Raw genomic sequence first — 16,177 nt, 5'->3', positions numbered from 1 at the left:
AAAATGAAAAATATTATAAAAATACTATTTGTAGGTTCGGCTTTAGCAATGGGGGCATGTTCAGATTTATTGGATACAGAGCCTCGCCAAAGCTTAACACCAGAAACTGCACTGGCAGATGTAGAGGGGTATCAATCCTTGGCTTTTTCCATGTATGGAAGGACCAGGGGCTTTGATTATTACGGTCAGGTCATGCAGATAGCACCGGAAGTGATGGCAGATAATTTAAAAGTTATTGCAAACACTGGTAGGTATATTGGTCAGGAAGCCAATGCAGATCGTCAACACATTAACTTGTGGGAATTTACTGAGGTAGATACGGACACGGATAATAATCCTGGTTTGTATGGCTCCATCAATGATGCCAATATTATTTTGGCTGGAATAGACGAAGTGGAAGGAGATGAAGATTTACGCAATAGGGTAAAAGGAGAAGCATATTTTATCAGGGCATTGAATTACTTTGACCTGGCTAGGGTCTATGGATATGAGCCTGGACAAGAAGTAAATGGATTTGATTTAAGTGTTATCTTAAGAACTACGCCTACCTTAGGCCTATCCGCTGCGGATTTTAGAGCAAGATCTACCAATACTGAGGTTTATGCCCAGATAGTTTCGGATCTAAACAGTGCCATCGAGTTATTGCCCAGTGCTAGTATAGGAACAACAGATGTTTATAGGGCATCAAAGGGAGCTGCTCAGGCCTTATTGGCCAGGGTTTATCTGTATATGTCAAATTATGCAGATGCAGCTACTATGGCCACTAATGCCATGGTGAGTTTTGGCTTGACCGATGATGGGACTGGCCTGATGGATGCTGAGGGCTATGTAGCAGGCTTTTCTACCGCTCCCAATCCAGAATCATTATTTGAAGTGGAGATCCGTTCTCAGGATTGGCTGGGGACTGATGGGCTGAATAATTCTATGTGTTCCCTTTTGGCCAATGTATATGCCAGTGCCCAGTTTATTCTAACGGTATCAGATGATTTACTGGCCTCCTATGAAGCCGGAGATGTGAGGTTGGATACTTGGGTAGAAACAGAAAGAGAGGGGACTGCAGGTACATTTTACCGATCTACTAAGTGGTTGGGTCATAAAGGTGACTTTCTCGAGAATATTCCAATTTTCAGGGCTTCTGAATTGTATTTAATTAGGGCTGAAGCACGCTATAAAACTTCCAATGAAACAGGCGCCAGAGCAGATCTTAATGCGCTGAGAAGTAAAAGAGGTTTGGGCAATACTGCAGCTAGTGGTGCCGCTTTGATGGACTTAATTATGCATGAGAATAGGGTGGAGTTTGCAACCGAGGGACACAGATGGTTCGACTTGAAGAGAAATGGTATGACAATTTCTAAATCTGGAAATTTCGAACCTGTACCTTACTCAGATTATAGGATTTTATCTCCTATTCCTCAGGATGAAATCATACTGAATGATTTGTTGGAAAATAATCCGGATTATAACTAAAAGAAGGAGAAATGATGAGACAGCATAAATCAAAATATATATACTTATTGGTAGCTTTAGTATCTTTTATGGCTACATCCTGTTTCGATGATCCAGGTTTAGATACAGTTTGGAGCGGGGTAGAAATTGAGTTCAATGATGCCAATCTACCCAATGGTTATACTGAGAATTTTGAAAAAGAAGAAGGCAACACTGATCAAACGGATATGGGAAAGATCCAAGTCAATTTGGTCGGAGCAGCAGGTACTAGTGATCTTACGGTTCAAGTAGAGGCGGACCCTAGTTCTACAGCTATTCAAGGTGTCCATTATAATTTACCATCCAATACAGTGACCATTCCTGCTGGTGAAGTGACAGCAACGTTGATGGTGGAAGTATTGATAGGTAATATTGGGTTAGAAGAAACTCCCGATTTGGTTTTGAAAATCACAGATGCCAGTGGTGCGAAAATAAGTGCTAATTATGGAGAGTTGACCTATAAAATGAGGATGGTTTGCGCATCCCAGTTAGAGGGAACTTATTCTGTGTTTTGGGAAACTTTGATTTTGGGAGATGGTAGTGGAGGAGCAAGCCAAACATTAACCAATTACACTTTTAATAATACCATTGATATTGCAGAAGTGGGAACAGGGGTTTATCAATTGAGTGATATGACCTTTGGATTATATCCAAACGGATATGGGGACTCAGGTGCGACAGGTAGGATATCGGATAACTGTAATGATATTACTGGTGATGCAAGCAATACAGATCAATATGGGGATCCATTTACGATCAGCGGAACTGCAGATCCAATAAACGGTACCATAAGGATAGTATGGTCAAATACTTATGGAGATGGAGGAACTGTAGTGCTTACAAAACAATAAGCGGTTATAATATTTTTTAAAAGGGAGATATAATGTCTCCCTTTTTTATTACAAACTTTTTATAAATTGGAAGAGTTATTTATTGAGGCCAAGTGGATTATCTATGAAAAAATTATTACTGATAAATGTTTTTTTGTTTTGCGCTTTTGTTTTAGCAAAAGCACAGGAGTCTTCAGAAATAGGACGGAAAATTGATGAAGTAAGAAAGGGGATTCAAGTAGATTTTGATGCCAATTATAAGCAATATTTACTAGGTAATGATGCCCTTAAGGTCATGGCGGCTTCTAAGGGAGTTCCGATTAAATTATTTTTGGAAGAGGGAAAAGTAGGCGAGCTGCGATATTTTGATGAAAATGGAGCACCAGTTTACTATATCACTTATAATGTGAGAGCGGCGCAAACCACCCAAACAGATGCCCTTCACCCCAATGGGGACCTTGGCCTTAACCTTACAGGTAAGGGTTTGACCATAGGTGTTTATGATCAAACTCGTCCAAAACCTGATCATGCAGAATTCGGAGGGAGAGTTAGACAGGTCGATGGATCAAGTGAGGTGATCAGTAACCATGCTACTCACGTTACGGGTACGCTTTTGGCCGAAGGCTTGAATGAGAATGCAAAGGGCATGGCCTATGAGTCAAATGGCTGGGCATTTAACTGGGAAGGGGATATTTCAAAAATGGGCACTAATGCCTATGATAAAGAAACTAAGCCAGATGGACATTTGGTTTCGAATCATTCCTATGGGATTGTTTTGGGATGGTACCGGGATCAAAATGGAACCTGGAAATGGGCCGGAAATCCATCAGTTGATCCTAATGAGGATTATCGGTTTGGTTTATATACAGCAAAAAGCAAATCTTTGGACGATATAGCTTTTTCAAAACCTTATTATACCATGGTTTGGGCTGCAGGAAATGATAGGACAGATAGAGGAGATGGAACCAGGGACCCTGATGGTCCAGATGATACCATTGGGCCGGAAGGAATAGCTAAAAATGTCATTACAGTTGGGGCAGTATCTCCCTTTGAGGAATATAATGATAGGTCTTCACTGGCAATAAGTGATTTTTCGAGTTGGGGCCCTACAGATGATGGCCGGATTAAGCCAGATTTAGTAGGCGTAGGAGTTGGTGTTTTTAGCACGGCAATTTCGGAAAATGGAACGGATGCCTACACGACCTTAAGTGGTACCTCTATGGCTTCTCCCAATGTGGCAGGTTCCCTCTTGCTACTTCAACAATTATACGCCCAGAGGAATAGTGGAGATTATATGCGGTCATCTACCCTTAAGGCATTGGCCATTAATACTGCCTTGGATGGAGGACTTTATGAGGGACCGGATTATGTATATGGTTGGGGAATATTGAATGCAAAAGCGGCAGCTGAAATGATCATAGAGGAGAATGGTTCTTCAGATTTAATTAGAGAACTTACCTTGGAACAAGGTGGAGTATATGAATATGAAATAGTATCAGACGGAATAAGCCCAATAAAGGCCACTATTGCATGGACAGATCCTTCATCCAGTCCGAGTCCAACTATATTGAACCCGTCAAACTTAAAGCTGGTCAATGATTTGGATATGCGTATTGTAGACGAGACCGGCCAGGAATATTTCCCTTGGTCACTTGATCCAAGTAAAGGAGCCAACAGTCAGGCAATTAACTCTGCTGATAATTTTAGGGATAATGTGGAACAAGTCATTATCAGTTCTCCGACCCCAAAGAAATATACGGTGAGGGTAAGCCATAAGGGAAGTTTGACCAATGGAGCGCAGGAGTTTTCCTTAGTGTTAAAGGCGGGTACGGTTGATGGTGCAGATGAGACTTTATATTGGGTAGGTGGGGCAACAGGAGACTGGAGTGATGCTGCCAATTGGTCTGAAACACAAGGAGGCGTTTCAGCCAATAAAATTCCTGACGCTGATTCAAGAGTACTTTTTGAACTGGCATCAGGTCAAAGTACCCAAGTGAATTTGTCAGAGAATTCTTCCGCTTTCAGTGTCAATATTTTTGGTGGAGGAGTAGTCAATATGAATATGAATACTTTTGAGTTGGCCGTAGGAGGAGGTTTTAGAGTAAGTAACCAGTTGACGAGCATAAGTCATGGAGAGGTGATTTTTGATGCTGCTGACGAACAGGACAAATTTATGGAATTTGCGGGAGTTGTATTTGAAGACCTTACAGTTAGAATAGTTTCTGGTAATTGGAATCTTACCAATGCAGAATTATTGGATAGGTTGGAGATAGTGGGGGGAGAACTTTTGGTAGGAGCTGAAAGGCTGGAGTTAAACAGTTTGTTTTTGGAACAAGGTTCGGTTTTGAAGGGTAATGTTGATGTTTTGGAATTCCATGAAAGTATCGATATTTCAAATAACTCAAGCTTCACATTTGAGGGGAATTTTATTTTCGATGGGGTCAATGGATCCTTGACCAACAATAATGGAGCTATTAATTCCCTAGAGGTACAATCTGGTGACTTGGTGTATAATGGTAGTTCCAGTTTTATAAGTGATATATATATTCAAAATGGCAGCATGATCCTGGGAAGTGTTGCCGGTTTTACAGCCAATAATTTGGTAATGGGACAAGGAGCCCTTTTGGATTTGTCCCCAAGTAAACAATTTAATCTATTAGAAAATCTTGTTGTCGAATCTACCAGTAATAGTGAAGCACGCATATACGCATCACAGAAAGGTGAATTTGTTCATGATATTTATAAAAAGTATTGTTTTGAGTTCCTTAATATAGACGGAGTTGATTTGTCGGGAGATGCGATTGTGAATTTAGGTTTAGGTGCAGAAGTGATCAATGCCGATAATTGGTTGGTCCAAAATTGTGAAGATGTATTATTTGCCAACTTTACTTCCGCATTTAATTGCGTAGGAGGATCAACAGAATTTACGAATCTTAGTGAGGGAAGTATCAGTACATATACTTGGAATTTTGGAAACGCAGGAAATTCAGATTTGGTAAACCCTAGTTTTAGCTTCTCTGAAACAGGAGAATATGATGTGGTGCTAACCATTGGGAACAATATCCAAAGTGAATCATTTACAAAGACCGTGACTATAAGCGAGAATGGACTGCAGGTTCCGGTGATAGTAGTAAATGGGAGTGTGATGACCAGTCAGACTTTGGCAAATGCCTATCAATGGTATTATAATGGGGCGAAGATACCGGGTGCTACTAACCGTTCCTATGCTGCAGATAATGATGGGATGTATCAGGTGGCCATATCCGACGAGACGTGTAACAGACTTTCTGAACCAGTTTTGGTCACTGCCATAGAAGATGAAGAACCTTCGCTAGGAACCTTTGGGGTTTTTATTGGGCCTAGTCCTACAACGGGGAAAGTCAATTTGAGGATTAATAATGAATATGAGGGGGAATTGGAGTTGGCTGTATATACTCTTAATGGCAGGGAAATTTCATCTAGGTCCTTTTATAAACAACAAAGAGAGGTGAATTTTGAATATCAATTGTCCCAACCTGCTGGAGTTTATCTGTTTATGATCCAAATGGGTGATTTAGTTTTAAGAAGTAAAGTGATAAAACATTAATCATGCGAAATTCAATAAATTTAGTATTAATATTCGTTTTTGTTAGTTTTAATAGTTTTGGTCAAATAGCTAATGTCGAAATGAATGGTGTTCCCTTGAGGGTGTCATCTTATGAGGGGATTCTAGGCTCTCCTTTTTTATTTGATGATTGGTCAAATGCCAGTTACACCATGGAGAAGGGTTGGACAAAAGAAAATGTACCAACCAAAATCAATGTTTACGAAAAGGAAATTTTGGCTGCAAACGATAATGGTAATCAAATTGTCTTGGATAAAAAACAAATTTATTCATTCGTCCTGAACCGACCACAGGATAATCTTAGAGACAATGACGGGGCTTTGGTGAAAATGGTTTTTAAAAAAGGATTTGATGAAGTTCCTGGAGTTTCCGAAAGCGACTTTGTTAATGTCCTATTAGAAGGAGAAAATTATGTTTTAGTGAGGGTTTTTAAGAATAAGTTGGAAACACCTCCTAAGAATTCTTACTCTCCAAGTCCGGGAAAAAGATTTATTCCATCTGAATCTTATTATTTGATTAATTCTAGCGGGGAAGCCATTTCAGTAAGGCTCTCCAATAGAAGTATGGTGAAAAGTTTAGATTCCGATGATCAAAAAGAAGGAAAGAAATACCTGAAAGAGAATAAGCTAAACCTTAACAGGGAAGATCACCTTATACAATTTTTGGTCAAAATGAATGAAATAAGTTAAGTCTTTTAGTGGATTCCTAAGTTCATGATATTAGGGTGTTACTTTTTTTTTATCTTTGCAGTCTCAAACCGTAATACCAGTCATGATACAAGTCTCTAGAAAAGAACACTTCAATGCAGCTCACAAACTTTGGAACCCTAAATGGACTGAGGAGAAGAATATTGAAGTATTTGGACCATGTGCCAATGCCAATTGGCATGGACATAATTTTGATTTAATAGTGACCGTTAAAGGATTGCCGGATGAAGATACGGGCTTTGTAGTAGACTTGAAGGCTCTGAGTACTTTGATTAGAACTTTGGTAATAGAAAAGGTAGACCATAAAAACCTTAATGTGGATGTGGATTTTATGTCTGGTAAAATGGCCAGTTGTGAGAATTTGGTGATGGAGTTCTGGAAAATTCTTGAACCTGCTATTGATAAAATTACTCCTCATGGGGGCTTGTACAAGTTGAAACTTTATGAAACTCCCCGGAATTTTGTGGAATATTATGGAGAATAAAAAAAGCCCTTTTAAAAGGGCTTTTTCTTTTTCTATGCTTACTTTGCCAAATGTCTTAGGACAGGTTCATGGTAATTCCCTTTATTTATATTTGCTAATATTGCCTGTAGCATTGGGTAATTTCCCTTTATTCACTTTTATATGAAGTACTATATTATTTCCGGTGAAAGATCCGGCGATTTACATGCGTCCAACTTGATAACTGCCATCAGAAAACTTGACCCTCAGGCCAATTTGAGGGGGATGGGCGGAGACTACAGTGAGCAGGCTAATCTCTCTCTGGTGGCTCATTATGATGACGTTGCGCTAATGGGCTTCGTTGAGGTTTTGTTTGGCTTCAGGAAAGTGCTCAAATACCTCAAGCTGGTAAAGGAAGATATTCTTGCATTCCAGCCAGATGCTGTGATTTTGGTGGATTATGGCGGTTTTAATATGAAGATTGCCAAGTTTTGCCACGAAAAAGGTATACCTGTCCATTATTATATTTCTCCTAAGGTATGGGCCTGGAATCAAAAACGTGCTTTTAAGTTGAAAAAGTATGTTGACCACTTGTATTGCATATTGCCTTTTGAACCAGAGTTTTTTAAGCGGTTTGATTGGGATGTGAATTATGTAGGTAATCCGCTCTTGGATGAAATGGCAAAATTTACGCCACATGATTTTTTTCATCAAAAAAATGAATTGAGCTATAAGCCAATAATCGCTTTACTTCCGGGAAGTAGAAGGCAAGAGGTGGACAAAATGATGCAGACCATGGTGGATATTGTTCCTCTGTTTTCGAATGCCCAATTTATCATAGCGGGTGTTAGAAACCTGCCAGAAGAAGTTTATCAAAATGCCATTGACATGGGTGTGAAGGTGATTTTTGACCAAACATATGATTTGCTCTATCATGCCAATGCGGCTATAGTTACTTCAGGAACTGCTACTCTGGAAACGGCATTGTTTAGGGTTCCACAAGTGGTGGTTTATAGAACATCTGGCATTAGCTATGCCATAGCAAAGAATTTGATAAAAGTACCGTTTATCTCCTTGGTGAATTTGATTGTTGATAAGGAAGTGGTAAGGGAATTGATTCAGGGAGAATATAATAAAGAGGTTTTGTTAGAGGAACTTAGGGCTATTTTGGGAAATGCCCAAAGAAAAGCTGAAATCCTAGAGGGGTATAATTTGGTCAGAGAGTTGTTGGGTAATAAAAGTGCTTCTCAGGAAACCGCGAAGATGATTGTGGAAAGTATAAAAAAATAACCTGCCAACAATTTGTTAGCAGGTTATTAATTATTTCAAACAGTTTGATTATGCTACTTGGAGTTTTTTGAACTTTGATTTGTCAAATTGCTCTTGGGCATATTTTCTGTTTATTACTAATTCCTTGATGTCAGTTTCAGACGGAAGTTCATACATTGCATCAGTGATTATGGCCTCACAAATAGACCTAAGTCCTCTTGCTCCAAGGTTATATTCTACTGCTTTTTCAACTATATAATCAATACCACTCTCTTCAAATAGGAGATTGATGCCTTCCATTTCCATCAATTTGATGTATTGCTTGGTAAGGGCATTTTTAGGATCAGTAAGGATGCTTTTGAGAGTTTCCTTATCCAGAGGATCCAAGTGAGTTAGTACTGGAAGACGGCCTATCAATTCGGGTATTAGTCCAAACGATTTCAGATCAGGAGCTGTCACATATTGCAATAAATTGTTCCTATCAATAAGCTCCTGTTCGGTTTTCTTGCTAAAACCGAGAGGTTGTGTATTTAGTCTATTGGCAATATGTCTCGCAATACCATCAAATGCACCGCCGCAAATGAAAAGGATATTTTCAGTATTGACAGCAATCATTTTTTGATCAGGGTGCTTCCTGCCTCCCTGAGGTGGAACGTTGACCGTGGTGCCTTCCAATAATTTAAGCATGGCCTGTTGAACACCTTCACCACTTACATCTCTGGTAATCGATGGATTGTCCGATTTACGGGCAATCTTATCGATTTCATCAATATAAACGATACCTCTTTCTGCAGCTTCTACATTATAATCGGCAGACTGTAATAATCTGGTAAGGATACTCTCGACATCCTCGCCTACATAGCCTGCTTCTGTCAAAACCGTAGCATCAGCAATACAGAAAGGAACTTCAAGAATTTTAGCCAATGTTTTGGCCAAATATGTTTTACCTGTTCCTGTATCCCCAACCATGATAATATTGGACTTTTCTATCTTGATTTCGTCATCATTGGTCTTCTGAAGCAATCGTTTATAGTGGTTATAAACAGCAACAGAAAGTACCTTTTTGGCTTCGTTTTGACCAATGACATATTGATTGAGGTACTGGGTAAGTTCCTTCGGTTTTTTTAATTTAAACTTCGGTTTTTTATCCTGTTTTTTTGTCTTTTCTTCCTCTCCTAAGATTTGGAAGGCCTGATCAATACAGAAATTACAGATATGCGCTGAAATTCCCGAAACCATCAGGTCTACATCTTTCTTATTTCTCCCACAAAAGGAACAAGTAACTTGAGCCATTATTATTTTTTTCTAGTCAATACTTCGTCTATCAAGCCGTATTCTTTGGCTTCAGGGGCTCTCATCCAGTAGTCGCGATCTGAGTTTTTCTCAATTTGCTCGATGTCTTTACCAGAATGATGAGCCAATATTTCATACAATTCTTGCTTCAATATCAAGATTTGCTTGGCAGTGATTTCAATATCAGAAGCTTGGCCTTGAGCGCCACCAAGAGGTTGGTGAATCATAACCCTTGAATGGGGTAAGGCCGCTCTTTTGTTCGCAGCTCCACCAGCCAATAATACAGCGCCCATAGAGGCTGCCAAACCAGTACAAATAGTTCCCACATCAGGGTTGATATACTGCATGGTATCATAGATGCCTAAACCCGCATAAACAGAGCCGCCTGGGCTATTGATGTATAATAGAATGTCTTTCTTAGAGTCTACAGATTCCAAGAAAAGTAACTGAGCAGTGATGATATTGGCAATATGGTCATCTACTTGTGTACCCAGAAAAATAATGCGATCCATGATCAACCTAGAGAAAACATCAATTTCACGGAAATTGGTAGGTCTTTCCTCAATTACCGATCTGGTCATGTTTTCGATTTGTTGGGTATATTGATCAAAAGCAGTGCCGCTCACACCTTGGCTGTGAATGGCATATTTTCTAAATTCTTCTTTGTTAATCATATCGTCTTTTTTATGAATTAGTACAAAAATAAAAAAAGCCCTTAGAAAAGGACTTTTTATTAACGATTAATTATGTGAATTAGTTTTCGATTAGCTCTTTAAACTTCTCGACATCTATCTTTTCTTCTTTAATGGTAATCTTGTCCTTGACAAGTTCCAGGACTTTGTCGTTTTGAACAGCTGTTAACATCTGCATATAGTTCTGTCCTTCGTTGCCTTGAAGATAGTTGTTGACAAACATGTCCATATTGTCTTCCATTTGAGCTCCTAGACCTGAAGCTGCCAATTGCTCACGAACCATATCTTGGGTCTTGGCAATTACATCCTCATGCTCAGCCTTGATTTCATTCTCTTCAGCAATTTTGTTGGAGATTAGCGACCAAGTCAATTGCTTAGCATAGATTGGGAATTCTTTTTCCACATCAGCTTCTGTCACTTTTCCGTCATTGGCTTTCAATAACCACTCTTTAAGGAATGCTTCAGGAAGTTCAATATTGGCTTTTTCTACGAGAAGCTCTTTAATTTTCTCCTCGTTGAAAACCTTTGTTTCTTTATTATAGTTGTCGCTAAGGATTTCTTCTACCTTGGCTACAAATTCTTCTTCAGTTTTTACTTGGTCAGGCCCAAATACTTTGTCGAAGAATTCTTGGTCCAATGCTGCATCTTCAGTTCTGTTGATGTTCTGCACGGTGAAAGTATAGGTACCAGCGATATTGGCAGCTTCTTCCTCACTTAGGCTTAATACTTCTGCAAGATCAGTTTTGATGGCTTTAGATGGATCAAACTCGATGACAGCACCTTTTTCCACACCAATGAATTTCTTTACTGATCTTCCGTCCATTTTAGAAAGAGGAAGAGATAATGTTTGCTCGTAAGAACCATCTGCAGACTTAAGGTCACCATATAGGAAGTCGTTTTCTTGACTTACTTCAGGGTTGGTCATTTTACCATACTGACGTCTTAAGTTTTCGATAGCATCATCGACAGCCTTTTTGTCAACCTTTAGTTTATAATCAGTGGCTTTGATAGACTTGTCCAAAGCAACTTCAACGTTTTCTACAAATCCGATTTTATATTCAAAATCAAATTCTTTTTGCTTATTCCAGTCGATAGCATCAGCATCTTCAACCACTGGAAGAGGTTCGCCTAGAATTTTGAAGCTTTGCTCTTTGATATAGTTGTTCAAAGATGAAGAAAGGATCTCGTTGATTTCTTCAACCAAAGCAGACGTTCCGTATAGTTTTTTAACCATACCAATTGGAGCTTTACCAGGGCGAAAACCTTTAATATTGGCTTTCTTGGCATAGTCTTTTAGTTTGGCATCAACTTTAGGTTGATAATCTGCTTCATTTAAACTAATTTTAATTGAAGCTTGATTAGTAGATTGCTTGTCTAGTTTGATTTCCAAGGCTGTAATTGATTAAATTTTGCTATAAACTAAAAACCCTCAACCTCGACACCATTTGCCCGCCCGATGGATCGGTTAGGATTGGTGGTTCGTGATTGAGGGCTGGTTGATTAGTGCGGATGGAGGGACTCGAACCCCCATGCCTCGCGGCGCTAGATCCTAAGTCTAGTGCGTCTACCAATTTCGCCACATCCGCTTGATTTGCCAATGTAAGTGTTACCCTTTTGGTTTTGATTACATTTGCTTCTCTAATGTGGATGCAAAGGTAATAATGAAATTATAACCTGCAATAGATAACAAGAAAAAAAGTTGAATAAATTTCATGGTAAAACATTAAGTGGTTGAAAATCAATAAGAATAAATTTTGGTGTGAAAACACCAGTGATAATCTTTCTTTGCCTACTGGGCTTTTGGAGAAAAAAGATTGAAATTAGTGTGTAATTTGGTGAGTTGGAACCTGAGAGCTGCAGAGCAGTTTGTAACTACGATTTTAATAATATGATTAACATAGATCCAGAGGTCGAAAGAAAAGAAATACTTAAGAGATACAGAAAGCTGCTAAGGTTGGCCAAGCCTTTATTGAAGAGTGGTGATGCCAAAGTCATCAAAAAGGCTTTTAATGTTTCTAGCGAGGCCCATAAAGAGATGCGACGGAAATCAGGTGAGCCTTATATTTATCATCCGCTAGAGGTCGCTTTGGTTTGTGTAGAGGAGATAGGTTTGGGAACCACCAGCATTGTGGCTGCCTTGTTGCATGATGTAGTGGAGGACACGGAATGGGAACTAGAGGATATTGAAAGGGAATTTGGGCCACGGGTGACCAAGATCATAGATGGGCTGACCAAGATCTCAGGTGTGTTTGAGTATGGCAGTTCCCAGCAGGCTGAAAATTTCCGGAAAATGCTCTTGACCCTGTCAGATGATGTTAGGGTGATTTTGATCAAGCTGGCAGATAGGCTGAACAATATGAGGACACTGCAAAGTATGCCACGGCATAAGCAGTTGAAGATCGCCTCAGAGACCATGTACCTCTATGCCCCGTTGGCGCATCGTTTGGGGCTTTATAGCATCAAATCAGAGCTGGAGGATTTATACCTAAAATATACCGATACGGAAACATACCAGTTTATCGTGGGTAAGATCAAAGAAACTAGGGTTTCCAGGAATAAATTCATCAAGAGCTTTGTTGCGCCAGTAGAGCGTGAACTCGAAACGCAGGGCTTTAAGTTTAATATCAAGGGAAGACCAAAGTCTGTTTATTCTATCTACAACAAGATGAAAAAGCAGAATATACCATTTGAAGAAGTCTATGATTTGTTTGCGATCAGGGTCATTATTGATTCAAATGATGAGTCAGAGAAGGCTGATTGTTGGCAGGTTTATTCCATTGTGACAGATTTTTATCGCCCCAACCCGGATAGATTGAGGGATTGGATCAGTACGCCTAGGGCCAATGGTTATGAGTCCCTTCATACCACAGTGATGAGCAATACAGGGCAATGGGTCGAAGTTCAGATAAGGACGAAGAGGATGGATGATATTGCTGAGAGAGGTTATGCGGCGCACTGGAAATACAAGGAGAAAGATGTTAGTTCCTCAAAAGGTGGAGCGGGGCTGGATGAATGGATCACACAGGTGAGGACCCTGTTGGAATCCAATGATGGTTCGGCTATAGAGTTCATGGATGATTTTAGGGGGAACCTTTTTCAGGATGAAGTATTCGTTTTTACCCCCAAAGGTGATTTAAAGGTCTTGCCATTCGGAGCTACGGCTTTGGATTTTGCTTTTGAGATACATTCCGAAGTAGGTGCAAAATGTATTGGAGCTAAAATTAATCAGCGTTTGGTGCCCATTAATCATAAGCTGAAAAATGGTGACCAAGTAGAGATCCTGACGTCCAATAAGCAAAAACCATCAGAAGATTGGTTAAGGTCAGTGATCACTTCTAGGGCAAAGGCAAAAATCAAGGATGCGCTCAAAGAAGAGAAAAAATCCTTGATCATGGATGGTAAGGAGATCGTACAGCGCAAGCTTCGCCAGATGAAGATGGATTTTACCTCGGTAGTGGTAGAGCAGTTGCGGGCGTTTTTTGAAACCAAGACTGCAAATGAGTTTTATTTCAAAGTTGGGAAAGGGATTATTGATCCTACATCCATTAAATCTTTCAGGGATTTTAAGCAGACCAAAAAGAAAAAAGTCAAAAGCCCGTTACAAAATGTGGTGGATGAGTCCTCTTTTGTTAAGGAAATCAAAAACCTTAAAGGTCCAGACCATGATCAACTGCTGATAGGTGAAGACATGGATGTAGTGGATTATATTTTGGCAAAGTGCTGTAACCCTATTCCCGGAGACGATGTTTTTGGTTTTGTGACTGTAAATGAGGGTATAAAAATCCATAGAACCAGTTGTCCTAATGCATTGGAATTATTGTCCAATCATGGTAATAGGGTGATAAAGGCTCGGTGGACGAGTCAGCAAGAAATAGCTTTTCTTGCTGGATTGAAGATAGTGGGGACTGATAGAGTAGGTTTGATAAATGACTTGACCAGGGTGATTTCTGATGAACTTAAGGTAAATATGAGGTCAATAACAGTAGACTCCGAAAGTGGGCTTTTTGAGGGTTCCATCAAACTGTATGTACATAGTACCAATCATCTCGAAAACCTGATTGCGAATCTATCCCAAGTGCCAGGTGTGATTAAAGTTACTAGGTTTGATTAATTAGTCAGGTCTTATTTGAATCTTTTCTAAATAAGAAGTGTATATTTGTAAAAATAAAACACGAGAAAATGGCATTGAATGAGACGCTATTTGAAGAAGTAAAGAAAATATTTACCGCCTACCTAGAGAATAAGAAGCTAAGGAAAACTCCCGAGCGTTATGCGATTTTAGAGGAGATTTATGGGAGAGACGGACATTTTGATGTAGAATCACTTTATATCAGCATGAAAAACAAGAATTATAGGGTCAGTAGGGCTACTGTATATAATACTTTGGATTTGCTGGTGGAATGTGATTTGGTTACAAAGCATCAATTTGGTCAAAACTTGGCTCAGTATGAGAAATCATATGGTTACAAGCAGCATGATCATTTGATATGTACTGAGTGTCATAAAGTGGTTGAATTTTGTGACCCTAGGATTCAAAACATACAAAATACGGTTGGTGAAATTTTAAATTTTAATATTCTACATCATTCCTTAATTTTGTACGGAAATTGCAATAAGAAGGATTGTGAAAACAAACTAGCCGTATGAAATTAACCTATAGCTCTAAAAGAGAAGATCATAATTTAATCCTTTCCATAAAAGGGGATTTAATCGGGGATGAGTCCGGTCCAAAATTGGTTGAAGTAATTTCTGATGCTTTGCAGGCAGGGGTTAAAAGCTGCATTATTGACCTAGAAGAGGTGAGGTATATCAGTTCTAGCGGTATTGGTGTTTTGATCACTATGCTTACCAAGATGAGGAACGCAGGAGGCGAAGTGTTTTTGGCTTCTCCGTCTGAGCATGTGAAAAAACTGCTGATCATCACCAAGCTTAATAATATATTTACCGTGTACGAATCTTTGGAAGATGCCAGAGAAAAAGTAAAATGATTGGTTTTTACTAAAATTTAAAGCTTTGGATATAAAAAAAGTAGCATTGAGTTGCTATTTTTTTTTGTTATTGCAAACTTCACGCGGAATTTGACAAATACAAAAATTAGACATTAAATATATACAATGAAAATGGACGTTCTTTTAGGCCTACAGTGGGGGGATGAAGGCAAAGGTAAAGTAGTTGACTTCCTCGCACCTAAGTACGATATGGTTGCCAGGTTTCAAGGAGGTCCTAATGCTGGTCATACCTTGGAGTTTGATGGGATTAAGCATGTCCTTCACCAGATTCCGAGTGGTATTTTCAGGGGGAACCTTAAAAATGTCATTGGTAATGGGGTGGTTTTGGATCCTGTAGTATTGAGGAAAGAGATTGAAGGGCTTAAAAAGTTTAATATAGCTTATCAGCAAAACCTTTTTATTTCTAAAAAAGCTACGATCATTATACCTACACATAAGTTGTTGGATGCTGCTTATGAAAAATCCAAAGGAGATAAAAAGATTGGTTCTACCTTAAAAGGTATTGGGCCGACTTATCAAGATAAAATTGGAAGGGTTGCCTTGAGAGTGGGGGACATTCTTAGCTCAGACTTTCAGGATAAATACAATGCTTTAGTAGAAAAGCATAAAAATACCTTAGGTTTCTATAATTATGACATTTCAGAATTGCCACAATTAGAAACCGCTTTCTTTGAGGCTATCGATTTCTTCAGGACACTGAATCTGATCAACAGTGAGTATGAGGTGAATACGGAGTTGTCTTCTGGCAAGCAAGTTTTGGCGGAAGGAGCGCAAGGTTCCTTGTTGGATATTGATTTTGGTAGTTATCCATTCGTTACAAGTAGTAGTACGATGACTGCTGGCGCT

The 16,177-nt window shown here is 39.3% G+C and carries 13 protein-coding genes and 1 tRNA gene (1 of these 14 running past the window's edge); 10 read left to right on the top strand and 4 right to left on the bottom strand.

Annotated elements, in window-relative coordinates; translation table 11 throughout:
• Window positions 1-3: 3 nt before the first annotated feature.
• The 6 genes from KZP23_RS22800 to lpxB all read left to right on the top strand — a co-directional run bounded on the left by KZP23_RS22800 (window position 4) and on the right by lpxB (window position 8,358).
• The gene (locus tag KZP23_RS22800) at window positions 4-1,467 is read left to right on the top strand and encodes a RagB/SusD family nutrient uptake outer membrane protein (protein ID WP_226334094.1); all 1,464 of its coding nucleotides are present in this window, start codon (window positions 4-6) and stop codon (window positions 1,465-1,467) included.
• Between the two features lie 11 nt (window positions 1,468-1,478).
• Entirely contained in the window at window positions 1,479-2,336 is an 858-nt protein-coding gene (locus KZP23_RS22795) for a DUF4843 domain-containing protein (RefSeq protein WP_226334093.1), read from the top strand.
• 103 nt (window positions 2,337-2,439) lie between these two features.
• A complete protein-coding gene (locus tag KZP23_RS22790) occupies window positions 2,440-5,901 on the top strand; it encodes a S8 family serine peptidase (RefSeq protein ID WP_226334092.1) in 3,462 nt (1,153 codons plus the stop codon).
• 2 nt (window positions 5,902-5,903) lie between these two features.
• Window positions 5,904-6,608, top strand: a complete 705-nt coding sequence (locus KZP23_RS22785) for a hypothetical protein (RefSeq protein ID WP_226334091.1) — start codon at window positions 5,904-5,906, stop codon at window positions 6,606-6,608.
• 82 nt (window positions 6,609-6,690) lie between these two features.
• Window positions 6,691-7,110 carry a 6-pyruvoyl trahydropterin synthase family protein gene (locus KZP23_RS22780; RefSeq protein ID WP_226334090.1) on the top strand — a complete coding sequence of 140 codons (420 nt, stop codon included), beginning with the start codon at window positions 6,691-6,693 and terminating at the stop codon, window positions 7,108-7,110.
• A gap of 141 nt (window positions 7,111-7,251) precedes the next feature.
• On the top strand, window positions 7,252-8,358 hold the full coding sequence (gene lpxB, locus KZP23_RS22775) for a lipid-A-disaccharide synthase (protein WP_226334089.1): 1,107 nt from the start codon (window positions 7,252-7,254) through the stop codon (window positions 8,356-8,358).
• Window positions 8,359-8,406: 48 nt separating this feature from the next.
• Here the strand turns inward: lpxB and clpX are convergent, their stop codons facing one another.
• The 4 genes from clpX to KZP23_RS22755 all read right to left on the bottom strand — a co-directional run bounded on the left by clpX (window position 8,407) and on the right by KZP23_RS22755 (window position 11,908).
• Entirely contained in the window at window positions 8,407-9,630 is a 1,224-nt protein-coding gene (gene clpX, locus KZP23_RS22770) for an ATP-dependent Clp protease ATP-binding subunit ClpX (RefSeq protein WP_226334088.1), read from the bottom strand.
• Window positions 9,631-9,632: 2 nt separating this feature from the next.
• Window positions 9,633-10,304 carry an ATP-dependent Clp protease proteolytic subunit gene (locus KZP23_RS22765; RefSeq protein WP_186758372.1) on the bottom strand — a complete coding sequence of 224 codons (672 nt, stop codon included), beginning with the start codon at window positions 10,302-10,304 and terminating at the stop codon, window positions 9,633-9,635.
• A 79-nt stretch (window positions 10,305-10,383) separates the two neighbouring features.
• Entirely contained in the window at window positions 10,384-11,712 is a 1,329-nt protein-coding gene (gene tig / locus KZP23_RS22760) for a trigger factor (RefSeq protein ID WP_226334087.1), read from the bottom strand.
• A 114-nt stretch (window positions 11,713-11,826) separates the two neighbouring features.
• Window positions 11,827-11,908, bottom strand: a tRNA-Leu gene (locus tag KZP23_RS22755).
• A 302-nt stretch (window positions 11,909-12,210) separates the two neighbouring features.
• Here KZP23_RS22755 and KZP23_RS22750 point away from each other — a divergent pair.
• The 4 genes from KZP23_RS22750 to KZP23_RS22735 form a co-directional block, all read left to right on the top strand.
• Window positions 12,211-14,433 (top strand): RelA/SpoT family protein, encoded by a 2,223-nt coding sequence (locus KZP23_RS22750; RefSeq protein WP_226334086.1) that lies wholly within the window; start codon window positions 12,211-12,213, stop codon window positions 14,431-14,433.
• Window positions 14,434-14,501: 68 nt separating this feature from the next.
• Window positions 14,502-14,969, top strand: coding sequence for a Fur family transcriptional regulator (locus KZP23_RS22745; protein WP_186758361.1), 468 nt, complete (start codon window positions 14,502-14,504; stop codon window positions 14,967-14,969).
• Window positions 14,966-15,310, top strand: a complete 345-nt coding sequence (locus KZP23_RS22740; RefSeq protein ID WP_226334085.1) for an STAS domain-containing protein — start codon at window positions 14,966-14,968, stop codon at window positions 15,308-15,310. Before KZP23_RS22745 ends, KZP23_RS22740 begins: the two co-directional genes overlap by 4 nt.
• A gap of 126 nt (window positions 15,311-15,436) precedes the next feature.
• Window positions 15,437-16,177, top strand: the 5' portion of a protein-coding gene (locus KZP23_RS22735; RefSeq protein ID WP_226334084.1) for an adenylosuccinate synthase. It continues 531 nt past the right edge of the window; 741 of the gene's 1,272 nt are visible here — the first part of the coding sequence; the start codon lies at window positions 15,437-15,439; its stop codon lies beyond the right edge, outside the window.

The organism is Echinicola marina, from assembly GCF_020463795.1.
Classification (GTDB): Bacteria; Bacteroidota; Bacteroidia; order Cytophagales; family Cyclobacteriaceae; genus Echinicola; species Echinicola marina.
The sequence above is the reverse complement of the archived record's forward strand: the minus strand, read 5'-3'. Positions and strand labels throughout refer to the sequence as shown.